Source organism: Pseudarthrobacter sp. J1738 (assembly GCF_050490315.1).
GTDB lineage: Bacteria > Actinomycetota > Actinomycetes > Actinomycetales > Micrococcaceae > JBNPEO01.
Genome location: NZ_JBNPEO010000003.1, coordinates 87,475 through 109,443, shown reverse-complemented (window position 1 = coordinate 109,443; position 21,969 = coordinate 87,475). Strand labels below are relative to the sequence as shown.

The following is a 21,969-nucleotide window of genomic DNA, read 5'->3' as shown; positions in this document are numbered from 1 at the left end:
TCTGTAGAGGACAACCGATGATCTTCATTACCGCCAAATTCCCGGTGAAGCCGGAGCACGCCGACGCGTGGCCGGAGATTTCCGGGGACTTCACTGAGAACACGAACGCCGAGGAGGGCTGCCTGTTCTTCGAATGGGCCCGCTGCCTGGCCGACCCCAACACCTACGTCCTGATCGAGGCGTTCCGCGACGACGAGGCCGGCGGCAAGCACGTGCAGTCGGAGCACTTCAAGCGGGCGACCGCGGAACTGCCGGCGTACCTGGCCCGGACTCCGGACATCGTCAACGTCACGGTGGACGGCGGGAAAAAGTGGGAGGAGGTGGGGGTAGAGACCCCGGCCCCTTGCCGGCAGCGCAGGCTGCCGGCGGGGCACCCCCCCCAGTTGGTCCGGTCCTAGGACCCGGCTTCCTGGTGTGCAGGGATGGACTCGGCGATCCGCTTGATTGCCGCGAGCGTTTTCGGGATGCCGTCCAGCGCCTGCCCGGTGCGGTCGGCGATCTGGGCGTCAGCCTCATCACCGAACTTCTCCTTGAACATGGCTATTCCCTCCGGCAGGAATTCCCAGGACTCGGTCAGGATGGTTCCGTCCTCCGCCGGGGTGAGGGTGAAGCCCCAGCGGACAAACCTGCCGCCCACCAGCCAGGCGAACTCGCGGCCGGGCTCGGCGGCAACCACCTGCGACCGGGTCTCCCAGGTCCGGTGCGGGAGTTCGTTCCGGCCGGTGAACCAGGCGCCGGGCTGGCCGGCGCTGTCCTCGTCGTCCCACCAGCACGAGGTGCACACCGGGCTCCACTCGCCCGTGCGGGTAACGTCGGAGACCAGGTTGTAGAGTGCCTCGGCTGGTGCCTTGACCGTGACCGACTCCTGGTATTGGCGGATGCTGTTCTCAGTCATAAGTCCATCCTTCCAGTCAGTTACTTCTTCTGCCGCCGGCTGCCGCCGTGCCAGTCCTCCTGCTGGCCGACCGCACCGGCGGTCACCCCGAGGGCTGGAAGCTGCGGCCGCTCGCGCAGGCTGCGCTTGAGCTCCGCGAACCCGGGGAACCGCGCCAGCCCCACCACGTGGTCCCACAGCTCGGCGGCCGACTCTTCGTCCGGCAGCCGGCTGATCACAGGCCCGAAGAAGGCCACGCCCGCGGGAGGTTCGAAGTGGATGATGGGCGTGCCCACATCCTTGCCCGCCAGCGCCAGCGCCTCATCCGTTTCCTGCCGGATCTCCCGGTCCCAGGAGTCGTCGTCGAGGGTTTCGGCGAGCGCCAGGGGCAGGCCGGCCTGGGCGAGGATCGGCTCCACGAAGTCACGCGTCCCCCGCCGCTCGCGCACTTCGCCCTCGGATTGCCCGCTGCTTGCGTCCGGGGCGGCTTCGAAGATGTGGGTGCCGAACGCCTCGTACAGCCGGCCGATCGACTCGCGGCCATGCTCCGCACGTGCCCTGGCCGCTACCCGCAGCAGCCGGAGCCCGGCGGTGTGTCCGGCCTCGTACTCCGGCGGAAAATGCGCGTCATAGTCCACCGCCGCGTTGACCTGGCGCAGCGAGATAAACCGCCAGTCCACGGTGTACCCGCGCTGAGCCTGGACTTGCCGCACCCATTTGCTGGTCATCCAGGCGAAGGGGCAGACCGGGTCGAAATAGAAGTTGATGTCGGCATTCACGCGTCCACCCTTGCACCTGCAAGTGACCTGCGTCTAATCAACAAGCCCGGCCCGGACAGGCGGACGCTCACCTCCGCGCACATACAAAGGAAGGACGACGCCGGCACTCGCCTCCCGCCGTCGTCCTTCCTGCTGTGCTGCCCCCGGCCCTACGGGTGGACCAGCACCTTCACCGCGGTGTCCTTGTGGTTGATCAGGATGTCGAAACCCTGCTCCACCAGGTTATCCAGCGCGATCCGGCCGGTGATAAACGGTTTGAGGTCCACCTTGCCGTCCTGCACCAGTTTGATCACCGCGGGATGGTCGCGCACATAGGCGATGGTGCCGCGCAGGTCGATCTCCTTGAGCACCAGCTTCTGCATGTCTATGGTGGCCGGGGCACCCCAAATGGACACGTTCACCACCACGGCACCGGGCCGGACAGCATCCAACATGGTGTCCAACACGGCATTCATTCCGGCGCATTCGAACGCCACATCGGCACCCGTCCCACCGGTCAGATCCCGCACCCGCTCCGGCACGTTCTCCCTGCTCGGATCCAGCACATAATCGGCCACACCACTGGAGAGAGCCTTCTCCTTACGAGCCTCACTGATCTCGCTGATAATCGTTGTCACGCCCATGCCCTTAAGCACCGCGGCGGTCAGCAGCCCGATTGGTCCCGAGCCACCCACTAGCGCCGTGTCACCAGCCTTCACACCGCTGCGCGCCACCGCGTGATGCCCCACGGACAGCGGTTCAATCAGCGCAGCCTCATCCAGCGGAATGTCCCCAATCGGGTGCACCCACCGCGCATCCACCACGATCCTCTCGCTGAGCCCACCGCCACCACCGGAAAGCCCAATGAACCCCATCTGCCGGCACAAGTGATAGCTACCTGCCTGACACATGTCACAGTCACCATCCACAAAATACGGTTCCACAACAACGTTCTCACCAACGCTCAGACCCGTCACCCCTTCCCCGACCTCCGTGATGGTCCCGGAAAATTCGTGCCCCAAAGTCACTGGTGATTCCTCATGAGTCAGCGGATGAGGATGCCCGGGCGCCGGGCAGAAAATGGGGCCTTCCAAAAATTCGTGGAGATCGGTACCGCAGATACCGCACCACGCAACGCTGATCTTCACCGCCCCGGGCCGAAGTTCCGGCTCCGGGATGTCCTCAATACGAATGTCCTTGCGAGCGTGGAAACGTGCTGCCTTCATGATGTTTCTTCCTTCTAGCGGGGGACCCATCTGGCAGGGGTGCTGTGCGGAATCCACAACGCTTTGGCCCTGCATGGTTTTCACATCCTAGGCAGCTAGTTGGACCAGGGACTAGGGTCTTTTGGCACGGTGGGAACCCGGGGAACAGCTCGCACTCCAGGGAGCTGCTGTCCGGCAGCTGCCTACTCCACAGTGAACGTAATTTGGTGCCATCCGCTGGAACCGTCTGGCTGCGGAGGTGCCTGCTTCTCTTCCTGAAGAGTGCCGTCAGCGGCGTAAGCGCGGACCCGCACATTGTGCGAGCCTGATTCAGCACCATCCCACTGGTAGGACCATTGACGCCAGGTATCGACCGACAGCTCGGCTGCCAGCGTTGCCGTCTCCCACGTGCCGCCGTCCAGCTGAACTTCCACCTTAGAAATTCCTCTACGCTGCGCCCAGGCGGTGCCACCAATACCCACCTTGCCCGCCGGTACTCGGCCCAAAGCCTTAGGTACTTCAACACGGGCGGCAGTTTTGATGGGTCCATGATCGGACCATCCGCGCGAGGTCCAGTAGCCTTCCTTTTCAGCAAAGGTGGTGACCTCCAAGTCCACTACCCACTTGGTTGCCGAGACAAAACCATACAAACCCGGCACCACCATACGAACCGGGAAGCCATGCTCCAAGGGCAACGGCTCGCCATTCATACCAACAGCCAACATGGCATCCCTGTCATCCTGAAGTACCGGCAGCGGCGTTGACGCGCTGAACCCGTCCGAGCTAGTAGAAAGCACCATGTCCGCGCCGTCCTTAGGCTTGGCACGGGCCAGCACTTCACGCAGCGGGTAGCCAAGCCACTTAGCATTTCCGGCCAAGTTTCCACCCACCACATTGGATACGCAGGTCAAGGTCACATAGGACTCCACCAGATCGGTGGCCAGGAGCTCATCAAAGGTCATGGTGAACTCGTTCTCCACCATCCCGTGCACCCGCAACTCCCACGTACTCGGATCAAGTTCCGGGACCACCAGTGCAGTATCAATGCGGTAAAAGTCAGCGTTGGGTGTAACAAAGGGCGTCACACCCTTCACGGGCGCCTGCACACCTGCCGGCACCGCCTGGGCCGCCCGCTTTGCGGCCGGAAGTTTCAGCGCGTCCCGCACCTGACGGGCGGCATTGCGGGCAGTGGCCAACAGATTTCCACCAAAACCAACGACGACGGCGGCACTCGCCACCATGGCCGACCTTACGAAAAACGTGCGTCTGCTTGGCTGCAGAACCGCAGCGCCTTCAGCCTGGATTTTCGGGGTACCAGCAGAGTTGCTCGTTGTTGAGATCTTGGCGGAAAGCGCTCGAATCAAGTAACGCAGCACTGCTAGTCCCACCACGGTTCCCAGCAGCAGCGGCAACAAGTCCGTCAGCATGGCACCAGCGCGGGTGATGATGCAAGTACCCATCACCAACGCGAAAGCCACCACCATTCCTGCCCCGATGACCAACCGCTTCACGGCAAAAACGCCTGCAACAGCGGCCAGAATCACCACCACGATCATCATGGAGAACAGCAGCACCGCTTTGTCATTGGTGCCAAACGTATCGATCGCGAAGTTCTTCATCCACGCCGGGGTGAAGTCAATAAACGCCGCCCCCACGGCAGTCAGTGGGGAGGAACGGGGGCCCACAAAGGCGGACAAAAGTTGAGCCACGGCGAAGAGTGAACCAGCAGCAAAGACGCCACCAAGACCCGGCCACAGCATGCCCCGAACACGGGTCCAGAAATGGCCGTTTGTGGGGTTGTTATTGCGCGTTCCCATCACGTGCTCCTCGCCAAAAGTCAGATGCCGCCCCGTAAAAACGGAACGCTTTATTGCTCTGTACTTCGGAACCGGAAGCTCTGCGGATTGGAACGGGGCTCAGCTTCTTTAGCGCAGGTTCAAGCAAGCAGTTTGGGACTAAACCGGCTGCAGCAAAATGGGCGTGCTGGTGGGCTGGACCGAACCGCCAGCGGGCTCCACCGTAATACCAATGTGCGTGGCACCGTCCAGGGAACCGTCCAAGATCTGGAAGCTTGACGCGCTACCAGAGTCCTTCATCAAACCCGCAGCCACTGCACCCTTGGCGCTAATAAACCACAGCTCGTAGGCTTTTCCTTCAGGCGGAGCCGGCATGTTCTTGACCATCACCCCGGCCCGGTTCACTTGCCCGGACGTAGCTACTGTCACTAAAGTGCCTTGCCCCACTTTGGCTGTGGAAACCTTCGCATCTTGGGCTCCCATAATGGCCAGCATTGACGCCTGTTGCTCTTGTTCAGAGGCCAAGCGTTGCTCCAGAGCCTGCTGGTCTGCACTCGGTTGACCAGTGTTGTGACCGATCACCCAGCCACCCACACCGGCACCACCGAAAACCACCAAAGCGGCAGCAGCCGCTACCCCTGGCACCCAACGACGGCGAGGAGCACCGGAAAGCCGGGAACTCGGCGTCGTACCTTTCCGCACGTCACCGCGGAGTACGGACTCACGCTTTGTATTGAGGTCCGGAACAACGTCCGACGCCGACAACTGAGGTGTGTTGCGGATGGTCGCCATCAGCGTGGCTTTCAACTCCGCAGGCGGAGCTTCGGCCGGTGCACCGTAGGCCAACAAGGCGGCCGTCTGACTGAGACTGCGGACCTCTTCTTGTGTGTCCGCGTCGGCCAGAGCGTAGCGTTCAAAGTCTTTGCGTTCAGTCTCTGAGAGGGCATTGAGCGCATACGCCCCGGTCAGCAGATGTAGTTGTTGTTCCATTACGCCACCCCTAACCGGTCCCGTAGTTTGATCATGCCGTCACGAATTCTCGTTTTGGCGGTTCCCACCGGAATATCAAGGAGTTGCGCCACCTCTTGATGCGTATAGCCGCCATAGTAGGCCAAGCGGATCGCTTCTTGCTGTGAGGCTGTTAATGTTTCAAGCGCTTGCTGGACGCGTTCCGCCTCCAGATTGCTTTCAACAGTGTCAGCGACGTCGTCGTAACTGGCTTGATATTCCTTGGCGCCTTCGCGAAGATCCCGTTCTTGGCTAGCCTGGCTAGCTCGGACTCGGTCTACGGCCCTGCGGTGAGCAATAACCAGGATCCAAGACATTGCTTTTCCACGGTCTGCATCGAAGCGTACTGCCTGAGTCCAAACGTCTAGGAAAACTTCTTGTGTAACTTCTTGGCTCTGCGAGGGGTCCCGGACCACCCTGCGTACCAGGCCATAAACTCGGGCCGAGACTGCATCGTAGAGTTCAGAAAAGGCCGCCTCGTCGCCGAGGGCGACGAGGCGGATCAGTTCTTCATGCGACGGCGGAGTCATAGGCTCCACCGTCCGCAGCCAGGGCATGCGCATGACGTCTACTCTGTCATGCTCTGAGCCCATGTAACCATCCCTTGTTATCCGTGTTGCTGGTGTTGTTACTTCATTGCCGGGGGCATCATGACGGAGTCAATCAGGTAAACCGTGGCGTTAGCGGTCTTCACTCCACCACAGATCACCTTGGCGCCGTTGACCATGATGTTGTCACCGCTGCCGGTAACTTTCAGCTCGCTGCCCTCGGCAGTTTTGTGGGTACCATCAACCTCGCTCGGGGAAAGCTGGCCGGGCACTACGTGGTACGTCAAGATGGACGTCAAGGTCTTGGAATCGGTCTTGAGACCATCGATGGTTGCCGCAGGAATCTTAGCAAAGGCGTCATCAACAGGTGCAAAGACGGTGAATTCGCCCGAGTTCAGGGTGTCCACAAGATTGACATCCTTGTTCAACTTGCCGGAAACAGCTGCGGTCAAGGTCTTGAGCAACGGGTTATTGGAAGCTGCAGTGGCTACCGGGTCAGCGGCCATGCCGGCTACAGAACCTGAACCTGAAGGGACAGCAGCGGCGTATGCAGCACAGCCCGAACCAACCATGTCGCCTGCGGCGGCCATGGGAGTGGTTGCGTCAGAAGTTGCAGCCGGTGAGGATGCAGCAGATGAGGCTGGGGCGCTCGACGTCGACGGTGAAGTAGTGGTGCTACCGCCACAAGCCGTGAGGCTCATTGCCGTAACTGCGAGAACTCCCAAACCAAGGCTGAGGCTCTTGCGGGTGGTGGAAGACTTGAAAACGTTCATAACGATTCTCCATATGTGGAAAGCGGAAGGTCTCCGCGGGCTTCCCTTGCCACCGATTCATAAGTGAAAGATTCGGGGGCTGTTCGGGCTGTCAGAAAGTAATTCGGAACAACGGCTGGTGTGGATTGGAAAGATTCAAAAAACTTTAATCGGATTAGCTGCGCGATTAGATTTGTTTGATTTAGTGATGGTGACCAGAATTGTTTAGCCGTTCAAGATTGCTGGTGCCGTGCTCGCCGGCTGTGCCATGTTCCCCGTGCGGGACTGCGAATTCCCCAGCGGTAGATGCCGCCAAGCCAACAGTGGTTACAGATGCCACCACAATTGACGCCACGAACATCACTCCAAGCACCACAAACGCAGGTCGATTTCGGCCGTTATTGGATTCACGCGATACCCGAAAGGTCCTATTACGTCGCCAACCGATCACGGCCAACAGCGAAAGTTCCAGAACCAGCAGCGAACCCACTGTTATGTCTAAGTGCCGTGACCCTTCGGCCACTCCCCAGACGCCAACAACAAGTGTTGCCAAGTGAACAACAGCAGCAACTACCAACAACCGGAGGGCCGGCACAATTTGGGGAAGGCGGCCGCTGCGAAAAACGGCTACCGAATAAATCCCGGCGGCTACCGCCCAAACTGAGGCCAGTATCGCCGCGGTCCACCCCCACCACGCTGCCGGACCGTCCGCACGGACGGCGCCGGCAGCAAGACTCGAGGCTGCGGCAAACCCCAAAGAAGCCACACCCACAGCAGCGAGGCCTACATACATGCCGGTCAGCTCGCCGCGGTTCTCTGAAGATTCACGGGTTCCGGAGGAGTCCTGGTCTTTAGAGGCGTTTGCCAGTGGCTTTGCCGTGCCAGCCATTGCACCGGCAGCGTGGAAGGTAGTCATCTCTAGGCTGTGCGAGCTGGCACGGCCCGGTCCTGAGAGAGACCCACCGCCAAGAGCAGGAGTGCGCTAGCCAAGTGGAGAACGTTGTCCGCCCCGTTGAGCGCAATGATGTTCAACGCGGAGGAGGTCAGGAACAGACCAACAATTCCAACCAGCAAGTAGACGGCACCCACGGTGGTGTTAACAGATTTAGCAACGGCAACGGAGGTCATTCCTGCAAAAAGCAGAGCACCGCCGATCGCCAAGTGGATGATGTTGTGCAGCGGGTTGACCTCAAAAATGATCAGGTTCCGGCCTTCTGTGGCAAAAAATCCGATTCCACTCGTGACAAAAAATCCGAGAACGCCCACCAACAGGTAGACGGCGCCGAAGATGGTCGCCAGCAAGCGGTTGGGTGAAGTGCGCATGACGTTTAATCCTTTTCCGTAGTGCGGAGTACCTGGTCCGCATCGACTCACGTGATCCGGAAGGACCTCGCAAAAGACATTCGTAACCGCGCTCGGAATGGATTGGTGTTTTTCTTGAGTGTTTCCCGCCCTCCTTGGATGGTGCACTTGGCCGTCCAGCCCAGTTGCTCGGAGATTTCCGTACCACCGCCGCAAAAAATCCCCTAGATTCCGGGGTTTAGGGCCGCAGAGTTTGGGCGGGAAGGTCAGCAAGTGGGCAGGACGGGCAGCAAAACGTGAGCGTCAGAGGTGCTGTGCGGTTGCCGGGCTGTGGATCCGTACGCTACGCAGACACTGTCACTGTCACTGTCACCGTCACCGTCACCGTCACCGGACCATTACTGCGCATCTGCTAGTGCGCATCGGCGGGATGCTCAGTGTTTTTGTTTGCCCGACGACGGCGGGCGGGTAACGCCGTCGTCCCAGGTCACTGGGGCACTAAAGTCTGCTGGGGCACTAAGTACTGTGGCGCTAAATACCGTGGCACTAAAGTCTGCTGCGGCGGCACCGGGTGCGGCTACGGCAGGACTTAGACTCCGCCGTCACCCCGTGCCTTCTCCAGACGCTCCTTGGCGGCCTGCTCAAGGTGCGCCAAATCGGAGGCCATGGAGGTGAACGTGTACCCCTGGGTAAGTCTCTGGGCGGCTACCTCACCGGACAGTGTGTGAATGCCGGCGGCAATACCCGCAGCCTTTGCAGCGGCGGCAATCCGGGCCAGAGCCTCGTTGAACACAGCCTCCACCGCAGGGTCTCCGGGGAACGCCCCACCCACCGGTGGATACTTTGGCGCCGCCACAGCCGTGGCGGCATCCTCAACCGTATTGATCAGCGGCACAATCACCCCCACTGCCCCGGCGTCGAGCGCTTTGCCAATAGCTGTGAGGTTATTCGCTTCAACCCGCACCATGCCCACAGCCGCAGCGCGGGCGTCGATAGCCATCAGACCGTGGACAATTCCCGAATAATCCAACAATCCGTGCTGAGCATCGAGGGCAACATAGTCATACCCCAGCCGGGCAATCCGCTCGGTGGCCGCTGGTGCATCCAACACCACCCAGTACCCGACCACCTGTTCGCGTGCACGGATCTTTCGAGCAAACTCAAGCGCCAGCGGGGAAGTCATAGTTGCCATTCAACCAGTGCCCCACCAAAAGCGACACAGCCAGCTAGCCTTAGGCAGCAAACGGTGTGGAAACAACTGGCTCGCCCCGCATCCAGATTGGAACGTCTCATGGAAATGATCTAGGAGTTCTACACCAAAATCACGTGGGACATTACCCCCGTGGGCGATTCCTGCCACTTGGTCCTCACCCACAGCGAATTGCGCGCGGACGCAAATAACCAGCTCTACGGCGGTTGGTCCATGATCCTCTCGCGGCTAAAAACCTGGCTCGAAACCGGTGAGAAGCTCACGACTCCCGGTTCGCTAATGTACGGCTAAGCGCCGCTAGCATCCTTAGCTGCGAGGGCAAGGTCAGCAAGTCCGCGCTCAAAATCGCCGCCCACCAACTTGTCCATGTTGATCAGCTTGGCGAACAACGCTGAGAATCCCTTGTTCTCCCCCGTCATTCGCCACGTGACTTTAGTCCCGCCGTCTGCAGGTTCAAAGGTAAAAGTTGTGGGATTCACGGCCCTAAAGGGCTTGGTAAATTCCAGCCGGATCCGGATTGTGGTCGGCTCAGTAGACTCCACAATTTCCATGGTCCCGCTGCCGGCTTTACGGTTCCCACTCCACGCATACTTGGCACCCACACCAACATTCGTGCCTGAAAATTCGCGGCGCATCTCCGGGTCCACCTTCTCCCACGGCGACCACTTGCTCCACTCATAAAAGCTGTTCACCAAAGGAAAAATGACCTCAGCAGAGGCGGGAATTAGCTTGCTGCGGCTCACTTCGAACGTAGACATGCGCCCATCATAAGCTCACCCCGCCCTAAGATCGATGGGGAACAACCAACCAGGTGGAGGCAGGCATGGACTTTCAGCACCTTATCGAGACCGTGGGGCGCTTGGTGGACTTCGCCGGTGTGGCGGTAATGGTCCTCGGAGCGATCGTTTCCATCCCCATGGCCCTGCGCGGTTACCGTCCCGGCAAGCTCGCAGCCACCCCCGGTTCTAGCCCACTCGGCTTCTACCGCCTCTACCGCCAGCTCCTGGGCCGCTCCATCCTGCTTGGCCTTGAACTGTTGGTTGCCGCGGACATCATCCGTACCGTCGCTGTCACCCCCACCTTCGAAAGCGTCGGCGTTTTGGCCATCATTGTGCTCATCCGGACGTTCCTCAGTTTCTCTCTGGAACTGGAGATCACCGGCCGCTGGCCGTGGCAAAAAGCGCCAGCCAACCAGCCGTCGTCGAACTCTTAGGCTTTTCCCGAGGCCTTCCAGCCCACACGGACGGCGACACTCCCGGGCGTGCGGTGACACGCCGACGTCGGGCCCGTCCTGACGCCGAACCGCCCCCACCGCCTTTGTCTCGATTTGATAACGACGGCGACCTCCCTTACCGTTGATGGATACCCGCAAAGCGGGAAACACAAAGCTGCCGAACGGGCCGGACTCGTGAAATCACGGGCCGGCAGCCGGTAGTGACATATGCCAGGTTCCGCCACCACCAGATACTGCCCGGCCGGCGGAAACCGTAAACATGACCTCAATTTGTCAGAGGCGGGCAGTGGCGCAATGACGTCCGGGGACGGACCGAGCGCAGGTGGCCTTTCGGAGCATTTTTTAGATGAAAAAGACAACTCTCCGCACTGCCGCACGCCGCTCACTTGCTGTAGCCGCAGTCGCAACCGCAGGCGTAGGACTGGCAGGAACTGCCGCCAACGCCGCAACCCCCACCAACACGTGGGACCAGATCGCCCAGTGTGAAAGTGGTGGAAACTGGTCCATCAACACCGGCAACGGTTACTCCGGTGGACTCCAGTTCAGCCCGGAAACATGGGCCGCCTACGGTGGAACGGGTAACGCCGCTGACGCAAGCCGCGAGCAGCAGATCGCTGTAGCAACCAAGGTTCAGGCAGCACAGGGCTGGGGCGCATGGCCTTCCTGCACCGCCCAGCTGGGAATTAGTGGCGCAGCTCCTGCCGCTGGCACCGCACCTGCTTCCACCACCACCGTACAGAGTGCACCAGTACAGAGCGCACCAGTACAGAGTGCACCGGTTCAACAGGCTGCTGCACCGGCTCAGGCTGTAGCTCCCGCCCAGTCCGCAGTTCAGGCTGCACCGGCTCAGGCTGCTAAGCACGTAGCCCAGGTTCCGCTCAGTGGCGAGACCTACACGCTCAAGGCTGGCGACACCCTGTCCAAGGTTGCCGACAAGCTTGAGATCAAGGGCGGCTGGCAGCTCCTTGCCGACGCTAACGCAGACACCATCAGCGACCCCAACATGGTCTTCGCTGGTCAGGTTCTGCAGCTCCCCGCGGAGTAATTTCCGCACAGCCTTTTAGGCTTGGCCTTTGAGGCTCGGCGAGCAAGTGAGAACTTCCTCGCCTGCATCACCAGGCACGCCCCGTGGTTGACCGTTTTCCCCTTCCGGTCAGCTGCGGGGTGTTGCTGTTTAAGCTGCCATTTCCCCGAAGCGTTAACGTCAGCGCTTATTGGGAACGTCAGCGCTTATTGGGCCGGCGGCCGAAGAGGAAGTAGCTCACTGGGCCAACAAAGTTGATCAGGCAGGCGGCCCGCCACGCCCAACGGTTGCCCTGGATTTCGGCATCGCTGCGGTGGCTAATGTCCTTTTGGGCGGCAACAAACAAAGCGATTTGCGCGCCTCCCACCACCACAACGCCGGCTCGTTGCAGCGCGTTCAGATCTTTCCACGCCTTCTTTTTGCTCCGTGACCTCATGGCAATTCCTTCCATTGATGGTGCGTTTTACGGCTGGTTTGTGACCGGGATGGCATAGGAGCAGCTGACCGTAGCTCCATGCCCGGCAACTGAACTCAGCCTACGGCAACGTCACTGGGCGGGAGCATCTGAGTTTTTGCGGTTTTAGTTACTGCATGGCGAAGCGGTACTCGGCCGGAACAGTCTCCTGGGGGCAAACTTCTTCCCACAGCTCCGAGATTGCGTCTTCGCCTTCCCGCAAGTCCGGGATCTGAACGCCGTCGCGAAGAATCTGTGCCGCCTTGGCTGCTTGGCCAAGGCGCGCCAAGGCAAGTGCTTGAAGGAACTTGGGCCGCCCGGTCCCGCTAAGGTCCGACGGCGCCCGTTCAGAAAGTGCCAAGGCCACCTCGGGCCGGAGGTGACGAATGCTCAGTGTCATCGCCTCAACAAGCAACGAGGCATTTTCTGGCTCCACCGTGCACGCAGCCTCGAGCTGAGCTACACCTTCCGCTATGCGTTCCGCCGCTGCCGATCCTTCCGGGTCCTGAGCGGCCAGGCTCAGTAACGCCACTCCCCTGCCGCGCAACGCCAAGGCCTGAGAGCGCCGGGACAACTCCTTCAATTCCAATGCCGCACCGTAGGCCTGCACTGCGCTGTGTATCTGAACTGCACTGTTTATCTGAACCGTAGTGTCCAATTCCTGCCGGGCGTGGCGAATTATTGCCACATGGAACATTGCCTCAGCACTACCTTCCGCCAACAACAGCTCTTCCCAATCGCTGCCGCAAACAAAACTTGCCGCCCCAGTAAATCTTGGCTCGTGGGCATCCAACTCCGGGGAAGCAACTTCACGGGAACTACGCAACAGCTGCAACCATGGGGCAGCCTCGTCATCAGCATCCACGTCACCAAATGGTGTACCGGATTCGTTCACCCAGGCCCGGCCGCCGGAAGCCTCGGCCCGCCGTTCGCGTTCAAGCGCACCCCAGGCATTACCGCGCAGCAACATGTGCGTGGGGGCCGTGTCAAAGCCAGCTTCCGCTTGGGCCAACGCAGCTTCCATCGAGGCACTGGGCATCAGCGTTTCAAGCCGCGCACTTGCGTGCTCCACCGCTTGGTTCCAATCCGCCGAATGCGCGGGCACAGATTCCAGCGCAGCGTTCCCAAAGGCCTCCACCCAGGACCACGAACTGTGCGCGGGCAAGGACAGGTGCTCAAATTGTGTTTGCGCCAACCCTGCCTGAATCTCCGCATACTGGCCGCCACTTGGGCTAAGCCATTCCTGCCACCGTTGACCGCCGGAACCCTGCCCCCAAACGAACAACTTTTTGCCCCTCAAACGGCCAGTTGAAAGCATTGCCAGCCCGTCGCCGTCGTGATCAACTGCGGTAATCCAGTGCCGGCGCCCGGGCGCAATGTCAAAGAAATAGTCCGCGGCGTGTGGGCTGTTCTGCGGCCACGTGGCGTCCCCAAAGTCCATCTTGGTAGGCGTCACACGTTTTATATCAGTGCTGTAATCACTGCTGTAGGCCTCAACGGCCGGGGCGATCACCCGGGTGCTTGCGGTCTGCGGAACCGCTGCGTTGCTCCACCAATACATGGGAACGTTGTGGCCGTTCGGGTTCTGAATTCGGACAGCAGAGAGCAACACTTCCGAGTCCTCGGGCAGCCACAATTCCACTTGAAAAACCACTTCATGCAGCCGCTCAAATTCCCACATTCGCAGCACGTTCCGGCCATCTGGCAACTCAACGATCGCGGTATGTAGCGTCTGACACGTGCTCGGAGAATGGCCGCGGGTGCCGATGTTCCATTCGATCCCACCGGCAAACCAGCAATTACGGAGGGCCAAATTAGCGAACTGAACCGTATCCCCGGTGTGCAGCAAGTGTTTGCCGCTGGGCTTGTGGAACAGCTCCCACAAGTGTCCGCCCATGGTTGGCAAAACCACCGCACGCAAGTACTTATTTTCAAGAACGACGGCGGGCACGTCACGGGTGTGAAGTTCCCGGCTATACCCGCTCTGCACAGAATACGGGTAAATATTTGCCACCCGCCCGTACTCGGTGGCCTCCCTCAACTGCGCCGGCACACCGGTTCCGATCCGGTATGGCTGGGCCAAAGCAGCTTGCACAGGCGGCAACGGATTTGCGTCACCCGCGTCCGGGATCCGCAAAGAGACACTGGTAAAAGTGACGTTTCCGTTGCTCGCCACGGCCGTATTACCTTACGGACCCTGCGGCGTCCACGGCGGCGCGTGCCGCCCGGACAACTTTTGGATCGGTGAGCATATAAGCCGTGGGGTCCTCCCCGTCCGCGGTGCCCAAGGACAACGCCGAGTTCCGCAATGTGGAGGAAATCCGTTTCGCTGACAAGTGAACTGCGTCAACACCAGCCCGGTGCATCAAGGGAATGTCGGCGACCTCCAGCCCACCGCCAGCCATAATTTGCAGCCGCCCTGCAGCCCGACGCACCATCCGCTCATGTGTGCCGACACCGTCGCCGGCCTTAGCAGCATGTCCAGAACTCAATACCCTGGTAAAGCCCAAGTCAATGAGTGTTTCCACAGCAGCCAAAGCATCTGGTGACTGGTCAATGGCCCGGTGAAACGTCAGTTCAATGTTCGGGTTCACTGACCGCCCAGCATCGGCGATAGCCTGCACTGATTTCACATCCAAGAACCCGCTCGGCGCCAGTGCACCAATCACCAAACCATGAGCGCCCTGGCTCGCAAGTAGGCGAGCCTCGCGCTCCATAGTGCGGACATCGTCAGCCGAATACAAAAAGTCTCCCGGCCGGCAGCGCACCAAGGGGTGTACTTCCGTACGGGTGCCTACTTCTTCGAGGGCTGCTTCCATTAGCCCGGCCGACGGCGTGATCCCGCCACGTTCGAGCACCGTGCACAGTTCGATTCGATCAGCTCCGCCCTCAGCCGCGATGCGTGCACCTTCGGCCCCGATAACGGCAATTTCAAGCTTCATGTACCAAGCCTATCCGGCACGCCGCACAAAATCAGACGCGCCGGATAGTGGAGGGTCTTAGCTGCGGACTGCGGTGGAGTCGTCCACAACCTCGTCCTCAACATCAGCCCCAGCGAATTGGGACATGTAGAGCCGGTAGTAGGCGCCCTTCGCGGCCAAAAGAACCGTGTGGTTGCCCTGCTCCACAATCTTGCCGTTCTCCATCACCAAAATGGTGTCAGCATCGCGAATGGTGGAAAGCCGGTGCGCAATCACAAAGCTGGTCCTGTCAGTGCGCAAGGCCGCCATGGATTTTTGAACCAACAACTCTGTACGCGTATCCACCGAGCTGGTGGCCTCATCCAAAATCAACAACGACGGGTTAGCCACAAAGGCCCGAGCAATGGTGATCAACTGCTTTTCACCAGCGGAGACGTTGTTGCCTTCTTCATCAATGATGGTGTTGTAACCATCCGGCAGGGCCCGCACAAAACGGTCAACGAAGGTTGCCTCAGCTGCAGCCATCACCTCAGCCTCGGTGGCGTCCAGCTGGCCGTACTTGATGTTGTCGTAAATCGTCCCGCCAAAAAGCCAAGCGTCTTGCAACACCATGCCCACTTTGGAACGCAGCTCGGCTCGGCTGAGGTGAGTGACGTCCACACCGTCCAGAGTGATTGCTCCAGAATTCAGTTCATAAAACCGCATCACTAGATTTACCAAGGTGGTTTTACCGGCACCGGTGGGCCCCACAATCGCCACCGTATGACCGGGCTCGGCGTTAAAGGAAAGATTCTCGATCAACGGCTTGTCCTGGCTGTAGCTAAAGGAGACATTCTTGAACTCCACATGCCCGTCAGTCTTAGCCGGCAACTTCTCTGTGACGGTCTCCGGATCTTGCTCATCAGCATCCAAGAACTCAAAGACTCTCTCAGCTGAAGCCACACCTGATTGGAGCATGTTAGCCATTCCGGCCATCTGGCCTAGAGGCTGGCTGAACTCGCGCGAGTACTGAATAAAGGCCGTGGCGTCACCCAAGGACATGGAGCCAGAAGCAACCCGCAATCCACCCACCACGGCGATTCCCACATAAGAGAGGTAGGAGATGAACTGCATCACCGGGAAGATCATTCCGGAGACAAACTGCGCACCAAAGCTAGCCTTGTAGAGCGACTCATTCTTCTCTTCGAAGTTCTTAAACATGTCTTCATCGCGGCCAAACACACGCACCAGATCGTGGCCGGAGAAAGACTCCTCAATCTGGCCGTTGAGATCACCGGTGTTCTTCCACTGGGCTGCGAAGAGCTTCTGGCTGCGTGCTCCAATAATCCCCGCAGCAACGCCCGAAAGCGGCAGGGCAATGAGGGCAATCAGAGCGAGTTGCCAGGACACAATAAACATCATGATGGCAATACCAATGACCGTCAGAACCGAGCTCACCAATTGCGCGAAGGCCTGTTGGAGTCCCTGCTGAACGTTGTCGACGTCGTTAGTTACCCGAGAAAGCACGTCACCGCGCTGGCGGGTATCAAAGTAGTTCAGCGGCAAGCGATTAAGTTTTTCCTCGGTCCGATCGCGCAGTTCCCGAATCACTTTCATCACAATCCGGTTCAGCACGTAGCCTTGCAGCCACAAGAAGATGTTGGCCACAAAGTACATCACCAACACGATGGAAATCAGCATGGTGAGCTTCTGGAAGTCAATCCCAGCACCAGGAACAAGGTCCATCTTGGCCAGCATGTCCGCGAAGTTGTTATTGCCTTGAGCCCGTAGCCCTTCAACCACTTGGTCCTTGGAGGCATCGGCTGGCAATTGCTTTCCAATCACACCGCCAAAGATGACGTCCATGGCTTGGCCCAGAATCTTCGGGGCAATCACGTTGAGCACCACCGAAACCACCACTAAGCCCACCACCAGGTAAATCCCCATGGCCTCAGGCTTGAGCAGACCCATCAATCGCTTGGCAGAGGGCCAGAAGTTCTTGGCCTTTTTGGCCGGAACATCCCCGAACATGCCGCCGTCGGCCTCTGTGGGTTTGTACTCTTCCTCTTCGAAGTCCTCCTCGGAGGGGACAGCCGGGCTGGTGGTTGCTTCAGGATCTACGGAGGTCACGGCGTCCTTCTTTTCCCCGCTCATGCTGCTTCCTCCACACTCATCTGGGACTCAACAATTTCTTGGTACGTTGGGGAAGAAGCCAATAGCTCTTGGTGCGTGCCGCGATCTACGATTTTGCCCTTATCTAACACCAGGATCTGATCCGCCTCTGTGATGGTAGAGATTCTCTGGGCCACAATGATGGTGGTGGCGTCAGCGGTGTTGTGCTTCAAGGCAGCTCGCAAACGCTGATCCGTCGCCACATCCAAGGCGGAGAATGAATCATCAAAAATGTAGACCTTGGGCTGCGTCACTAGTGCCCTAGCTATGCACAGGCGCTGCCGTTGGCCACCGGACACATTCGTCCCGCCCTGGGAAACGCGTGAGGCCAGACCATCCTTCTTTTCCCGGACAAAACTCTCCCCCTGTGCCACTTTGAGAGCCGCCCACAGCTCCTCATCCGTTGCCTCGGTTTTACCAAAACGCAGGTTGTGGGCGATGGTGCCCGAGAACAAATACGGCCGCTGCGGCACGAGTGCCACTCGCTTGGTGATCTCCGCACGATCCAGCTGGTTCACTGGAACACCGTCCAGCAGCACCTCGCCCTCGGCAACATCGTAAAGCCGAGGTAGCAGCGAAATTAGTGTGCTCTTCCCGGCCCCGGTGGCACCAATAATCGCCACCGTCTCCCCCGGTTTGGCCGTGAAACTCACGTTGCTCAACACAGGCTCCTCCGCACCCGGGTACGCAAAGGTGACGTTGCGGTATTCCACCACCCCCTTCAACTGGGCCGGAGTAACCGGCTGTTCGGGATCATGAATGGAAGGCTCCACGTCCAGTACCTCACCAATTCGGTCCGCACACACGGATGCGCGTGGGATCATCATGGCCATAAAGGTCCCCATCATCACTGCCATCAGGATTTGGAGCAGGTACTGCAAAAACGCTGTCAGCGAACCAACAGCCATCTGTCCTTCATCCACTCGATGACCGCCAAACCACAGAACAGCAGCAGTGGACAGGTGCAGGATCATCCCGATAGCCGGGAACATCAGGACAAACAGCGAACCGATCTTCAGCGAGACATCTGTCAGATCCTTGTTGGCCGCGGCAAACCGCTTGGTCTCATAGGGTTCCCGAACAAAAGCACGTACCACTCGGATACCAATAATCTGCTCCCGCAGCACCCCGTTGATTCGGTCAATTTTGGTCTGCATAGCCCGGAAAAGCGGCATCAATCGAACCACAAGGTAACCCACCACGGCCACCAGTACCGGCACGGAGACCCATACCAACCAGGACAAACTGAGGTCCTCGCGAAGCGCCATGATGATGCCACCGATGCACATAATCGGTGTGGAGACCATAAAGTTCAGGCCCATCAAAACCAGCATTTGCACTTGTTGGACATCGTTAGTGCCACGGGTGATCAGCGTTGGGGCGCCAAAAACGCTGACGTCCTTCGCCGAAAAACTTGTGACCTTCCGGAAGACGCCGCGGCGCAAATCCCGCCCAACCGCCATGGCAGTCCGGGACCCAAAGTACACTCCGGCAATGGCGCAAGCTACTTGGGCGAACGCCACCAGAAGCATCACACCGCCTGTGCGCCAAATAAAATCTGTGTCTCCTCTGGAAACACCTTTGTCAATAATTTCAGCGTTCAAGCTGGGAAGGTACAGGGCTGCAATGGTGGATGCCAATTGGAAAATAATAACGGCGGCAATAAATCCGGCATAAGGCCTGCTGTAGCCCCGGATGAGAGTGAGGAGCATAGGAATTACTCTAATGTCACCCGCCGACACTGGATACGTTTTTCCCGCACAATCATCCGTACGAATGAGCCTGCGCGGTGCGTGGCTGTCCTCAAACGGTAGCTGTCCGCAAACGCAACAGTGCCCGGCAGCGGTGCGATCCGCCGTCGGGCACTGAATGCTTTTTAGTTATTCACGCACACTAGTCAACTGGCGTGTGCGGCACATCCTCAGCACGCAGGGAGTGCTTGCCATTGCTGGTTAGGTACAAAGCCGCAGCCTGCTGAACCTTGCGCTCCTTAGCCAGCTTGCGCTTGACCCGGCTCAGCTCGGCGGCCGTCGCTTCCTGCTGAGCTGCAACTTCGCGCTGAACGCGCAACTGGTTCTGAACCTCGGTCATCAGATTGCTCAACTGCAGTTGCTGGCGGGCCAGCAACTCCTGGGTCTGCTGAACGCTACGAACCAATGCCTCGCTCGCAGCAGCGGAACCAGCCGGTTCCTTGGTTGCGGCAGGGGCCAAAAGTTCGACGCCGGAACCACCCTGAGTGGGCAAGTCAGCGAAGCTGCGGGCAAAGTCCCGGTCGAAGGGATCAGAGTCCAAGTCAGCAGCAGAATCAAAGCCACTAGCGTTCCCCACTGCGGGGAACTGACCGGTAGACAGGTTCTCCGTGGGTGAAACCATTCCAGCTTCAGCAGCCGAGTTGGCCTCCAACGAGCCCTCCGGTGTAATGTCCACCGTCCGGCGCAGTGGCTTCTCCTTGATAAAGAGCACGGCAATAAGAGCAACGACGGTAATGATCGCAGTGATCGTAAAAATCAACGCTGTGGCGTCACCGTAAGCACTACGCATCACCTCGGCAACGGGCGCAGGCAAGTCCTTCATGTCCAATGTTGAGCCAGCGCCGCCAGTGTTGTGAATCCCCAGCTTGGCCAAGCCGTCAGTAGCCAAATCCTTGACCTGATTCGACATCACGGCACCCAAAACTGACACACCAATCGCGCCACCGAAGGAGCGGAAGAACGCTACGGAACCACTGGCGGATCCGATGTCCTTGGCTTGGACCGTGTTCTGCACAGCCAACACCAGGTTCTGCATGAGCATGCCCAACCCCAGACCAAACACAAAGGTGTAGATGCCCACCAGCCACAGCTCAGTGGTGTGATCGATGGTTCCAGCAAGACCCAGACCACCCATCAAAAAGAGAGTTCCGGCAATCAGGAATCGCTTCCACTTGCCGTACTTACTAATCAATTGGCCGGAGAAAACCGAACCAATCAAGTTTCCGGCGATCATGGGCAAGGTCAGCAGACCTGCCTCAGTAGGCGTGGCACCACGGGCCACTTGGAAGTACTGGCCCAAATAGCTCGAGGAAGCGAACATTGCCACACCCACGGCGATCGAAGCGATAATAGCCAAAGCGGTGGTGCGCTCAGAGATGATTTTGAGCGGGATGATTGGCGCTGAGACCTTGGATTCAACCAAGACCAGCAGGGCAAGCAGCAAAACGCCGCCACCAACCATGACTGCTGACTGCCAAGACCACCAGTCGTAATAATCGGCTTTGCCTGCGAAGGAAACCCAGATCAGCAAAATGCTCACGCCACTGGTCAAAAGGAGTGCCCCCAACCAGTCAATCTTGGCCGGGCGCTTCACGTGCGGAATCTTCAAGGTGATCTGCAGCAGGATCAAAGCCACTACAGCCAGCGGGACACACACAAAGAACGTCCAGCGCCAGCCTAGGGAGCTGTCCACAATAAAGCCGCCCAAAAGCGGGCCGCCGGCGGTACCAACAGCCATCACAGCACCCATGTAGCCCGAGTACTTGCCGCGCTCACGCGGCGGGATGATGGAACCGATGATTGCCTGAGCCAAAGCGGTCAGACCACCCATGGCCACACCCTGGATCACACGTGCGGTCAGCAGGAACGGGATGCTCTCGGAGAACCCGGCCATCACCGAGCCGCCCACAAAAATCACAATGCTCAGCTGGACCAGAACTTTTTTGTCGAACAGGTCAGCGAGCTTGCCCCAAATGGGGGTTGTGGCCGCGTTGGCCAAGAGGGCGGCAGTAATAACCCAAGCGAAGTCTGTCTGGGTTCCCTTGAGCTCGGACATAATCGTTGGCAGCGCGTTGGCCACGATGGTGCTGCTGAGGATGGCAGTGAAGAATGCGGCAAGGAGCCCGGTGAGGGCTTCCATAATCTGCCGGTGGGACATGGGCGCTCCGGGTTCGTGGCGTTTTGATTGCCGCGATTCTTTGGCACCGGTGCGTTCGCGCTCGTGTTGCGCGGTGGCGATGACGCTAGCCATTGATGGACTCCTGCAAGGTGTTGGATTCGTGTGTGGTGCCTGACTCACGGTCCTTAATGGACTTCCGGAGTGAGGCGGTAAGTTTGCTGATCATGGCGCCGGTTGACGCGGCGTCGTCCTCGTTCCAGTCCGCGAGGTAGGAGGCCAGTGCTGCTGCGCGACGCTCCACCAGGTAGGCAAGTTTTTGCTCGCCTTTAGGTGAGAGTCGGAGCACTTGGGCGCGGCCGTCGGCCGGATCGGGGGTGCGAATGACTAGTCCCATGTCCTCCAGCTCGGCGATGTGCCGGCTCAGAACTGGAGCACTCACACCCAACCGCTCGGCTAGATGCGTAGCGCGCGTCTGGCCCTCGCCAATAAACTTCAGGACACCTTGAAGTGCCAAACCGGCTTCTTGCCCCTTGGCGTTTTCCATGGTGACGCAACGCAGGGCGCGCTGAAGATCAAAGATCTGATTGACGAGCTCGGCTGCGGTGGCTGGTGCGACGGACATGTTCCCCTCAATGAGTTAGTTGCTATAAGTAACCATATCTCAAAATAGTTGCCTAGGGAAACAAAGTGTTAATCCTCACAGAGCGCAAGTCTCCGGACAGTGTGCACGGCAGCTCAACTTTCACGATCCCCAAAAATCCTCCGCCCCGGAATTCAGGGGATTTTCACCACGGTTCCGAAGGACTGGCCCTGAAAACTGAGCTGCGGTGCACACAAAAAAGCCCTCCGGACTTCCGCTGGG

The 21,969-nt window shown here is 59.2% G+C and carries 21 protein-coding genes and 1 pseudogene; 4 read left to right on the top strand and 18 right to left on the bottom strand.

Annotation, left to right across the window (positions count from 1 at the left end):
* The first annotated feature begins 17 nt into the window (after positions 1–17).
* A complete protein-coding gene (locus tag ACQR35_RS06410; protein ID WP_430269550.1) occupies positions 18–398 on the top strand; it encodes a putative quinol monooxygenase in 381 nt (126 codons plus the stop codon).
* Here the strand turns inward: ACQR35_RS06410 and ACQR35_RS06405 are convergent.
* The 10 genes from ACQR35_RS06405 to ACQR35_RS06360 form a co-directional block, all read right to left on the bottom strand.
* The gene (locus ACQR35_RS06405) at positions 395–895 is read right to left on the bottom strand and encodes an SRPBCC family protein (protein WP_373993026.1); all 501 of its coding nucleotides are present in this window, start codon (positions 893–895) and stop codon (positions 395–397) included. The genes ACQR35_RS06410 and ACQR35_RS06405 overlap by 4 nt on opposite strands.
* Positions 896–915: 20 nt before the next feature.
* Positions 916–1,653 carry a hypothetical protein gene (locus ACQR35_RS06400; RefSeq protein WP_373993025.1) on the bottom strand — a complete coding sequence of 246 codons (738 nt, stop codon included), beginning with the start codon at positions 1,651–1,653 and terminating at the stop codon, positions 916–918.
* A gap of 149 nt (positions 1,654–1,802) precedes the next feature.
* A complete protein-coding gene (locus ACQR35_RS06395; protein ID WP_430269549.1) occupies positions 1,803–2,858 on the bottom strand; it encodes a 2,3-butanediol dehydrogenase in 1,056 nt (351 codons plus the stop codon).
* A gap of 182 nt (positions 2,859–3,040) precedes the next feature.
* A complete protein-coding gene (locus ACQR35_RS06390; protein ID WP_430269705.1) occupies positions 3,041–4,597 on the bottom strand; it encodes a molybdopterin-dependent oxidoreductase in 1,557 nt (518 codons plus the stop codon).
* A 195-nt stretch (positions 4,598–4,792) separates the two neighbouring features.
* Positions 4,793–5,623, bottom strand: coding sequence for an anti-sigma factor (locus tag ACQR35_RS06385; protein ID WP_430269548.1), 831 nt, complete (start codon positions 5,621–5,623; stop codon positions 4,793–4,795).
* The gene (gene sigK, locus ACQR35_RS06380; RefSeq protein ID WP_430269547.1) at positions 5,623–6,204 is read right to left on the bottom strand and encodes an ECF RNA polymerase sigma factor SigK; all 582 of its coding nucleotides are present in this window, start codon (positions 6,202–6,204) and stop codon (positions 5,623–5,625) included. The genes ACQR35_RS06385 and sigK overlap by 1 nt, the downstream gene beginning before the upstream one ends.
* A gap of 65 nt (positions 6,205–6,269) precedes the next feature.
* A complete protein-coding gene (locus ACQR35_RS06375; RefSeq protein ID WP_430269546.1) occupies positions 6,270–6,962 on the bottom strand; it encodes a fasciclin domain-containing protein in 693 nt (230 codons plus the stop codon).
* Between the two features lie 181 nt (positions 6,963–7,143).
* Positions 7,144–7,857, bottom strand: coding sequence for a hypothetical protein (locus ACQR35_RS06370; RefSeq protein WP_430269545.1), 714 nt, complete (start codon positions 7,855–7,857; stop codon positions 7,144–7,146).
* Between the two features lie 2 nt (positions 7,858–7,859).
* Positions 7,860–8,264 carry a DUF4383 domain-containing protein gene (locus ACQR35_RS06365; protein ID WP_430269544.1) on the bottom strand — a complete coding sequence of 135 codons (405 nt, stop codon included), beginning with the start codon at positions 8,262–8,264 and terminating at the stop codon, positions 7,860–7,862.
* A 568-nt stretch (positions 8,265–8,832) separates the two neighbouring features.
* A complete protein-coding gene (locus ACQR35_RS06360) occupies positions 8,833–9,426 on the bottom strand; it encodes an aldolase/citrate lyase family protein (protein ID WP_430269543.1) in 594 nt (197 codons plus the stop codon).
* Positions 9,427–9,558: 132 nt separating this feature from the next.
* Between ACQR35_RS06360 and ACQR35_RS06355 the strand changes: the two are divergent.
* Positions 9,559–9,744 (top strand): annotated as a pseudogene (locus ACQR35_RS06355) (SRPBCC domain-containing protein); the annotation flags it as partial.
* Here ACQR35_RS06355 and ACQR35_RS06350 read toward each other — a convergent pair.
* Positions 9,741–10,211, bottom strand: coding sequence for an SRPBCC family protein (locus tag ACQR35_RS06350; protein WP_430266806.1), 471 nt, complete (start codon positions 10,209–10,211; stop codon positions 9,741–9,743). The pseudogene ACQR35_RS06355 and the gene ACQR35_RS06350 overlap by 4 nt on opposite strands.
* A gap of 65 nt (positions 10,212–10,276) precedes the next feature.
* Between ACQR35_RS06350 and ACQR35_RS06345 the strand changes: the two genes are divergently transcribed.
* A complete protein-coding gene (locus tag ACQR35_RS06345) occupies positions 10,277–10,666 on the top strand; it encodes a DUF1622 domain-containing protein (protein WP_430269542.1) in 390 nt (129 codons plus the stop codon).
* A 367-nt stretch (positions 10,667–11,033) separates the two neighbouring features.
* Positions 11,034–11,732, top strand: a complete 699-nt coding sequence (locus ACQR35_RS06340; RefSeq protein ID WP_430269541.1) for a transglycosylase family protein — start codon at positions 11,034–11,036, stop codon at positions 11,730–11,732.
* A 178-nt stretch (positions 11,733–11,910) separates the two neighbouring features.
* On the opposite strand, the gene ACQR35_RS06335 is transcribed toward ACQR35_RS06340, so the two are convergent.
* The 7 genes from ACQR35_RS06335 to ACQR35_RS06305 form a co-directional block, all read right to left on the bottom strand.
* Complete coding sequence (locus ACQR35_RS06335) at positions 11,911–12,147, bottom strand: PLDc N-terminal domain-containing protein (protein WP_430269540.1); 237 nt, start codon at positions 12,145–12,147, stop codon at positions 11,911–11,913.
* 148 nt (positions 12,148–12,295) lie between these two features.
* Positions 12,296–14,341 carry a DUF5107 domain-containing protein gene (locus ACQR35_RS06330; RefSeq protein WP_430269539.1) on the bottom strand — a complete coding sequence of 682 codons (2,046 nt, stop codon included), beginning with the start codon at positions 14,339–14,341 and terminating at the stop codon, positions 12,296–12,298.
* A 7-nt stretch (positions 14,342–14,348) separates the two neighbouring features.
* Positions 14,349–15,107, bottom strand: a complete 759-nt coding sequence (locus ACQR35_RS06325; RefSeq protein WP_430266801.1) for a copper homeostasis protein CutC — start codon at positions 15,105–15,107, stop codon at positions 14,349–14,351.
* Between the two features lie 57 nt (positions 15,108–15,164).
* Positions 15,165–17,096: an ABC transporter ATP-binding protein gene (locus tag ACQR35_RS06320; protein ID WP_430269704.1), complete on the bottom strand. Its 1,932-nt coding sequence runs from the start codon at positions 17,094–17,096 to the stop codon at positions 15,165–15,167.
* Positions 17,097–17,215: 119 nt separating this feature from the next.
* Positions 17,216–18,949: an ABC transporter ATP-binding protein gene (locus ACQR35_RS06315; RefSeq protein WP_430269538.1), complete on the bottom strand. Its 1,734-nt coding sequence runs from the start codon at positions 18,947–18,949 to the stop codon at positions 17,216–17,218.
* Between the two features lie 181 nt (positions 18,950–19,130).
* Positions 19,131–21,239 (bottom strand): MDR family MFS transporter, encoded by a 2,109-nt coding sequence (locus ACQR35_RS06310; protein ID WP_430266799.1) that lies wholly within the window; start codon positions 21,237–21,239, stop codon positions 19,131–19,133.
* Complete coding sequence (locus ACQR35_RS06305) at positions 21,232–21,729, bottom strand: MarR family winged helix-turn-helix transcriptional regulator (protein ID WP_430269537.1); 498 nt, start codon at positions 21,727–21,729, stop codon at positions 21,232–21,234. The genes ACQR35_RS06310 and ACQR35_RS06305 overlap by 8 nt, the downstream gene beginning before the upstream one ends.
* Positions 21,730–21,969: the final 240 nt, after the last annotated feature.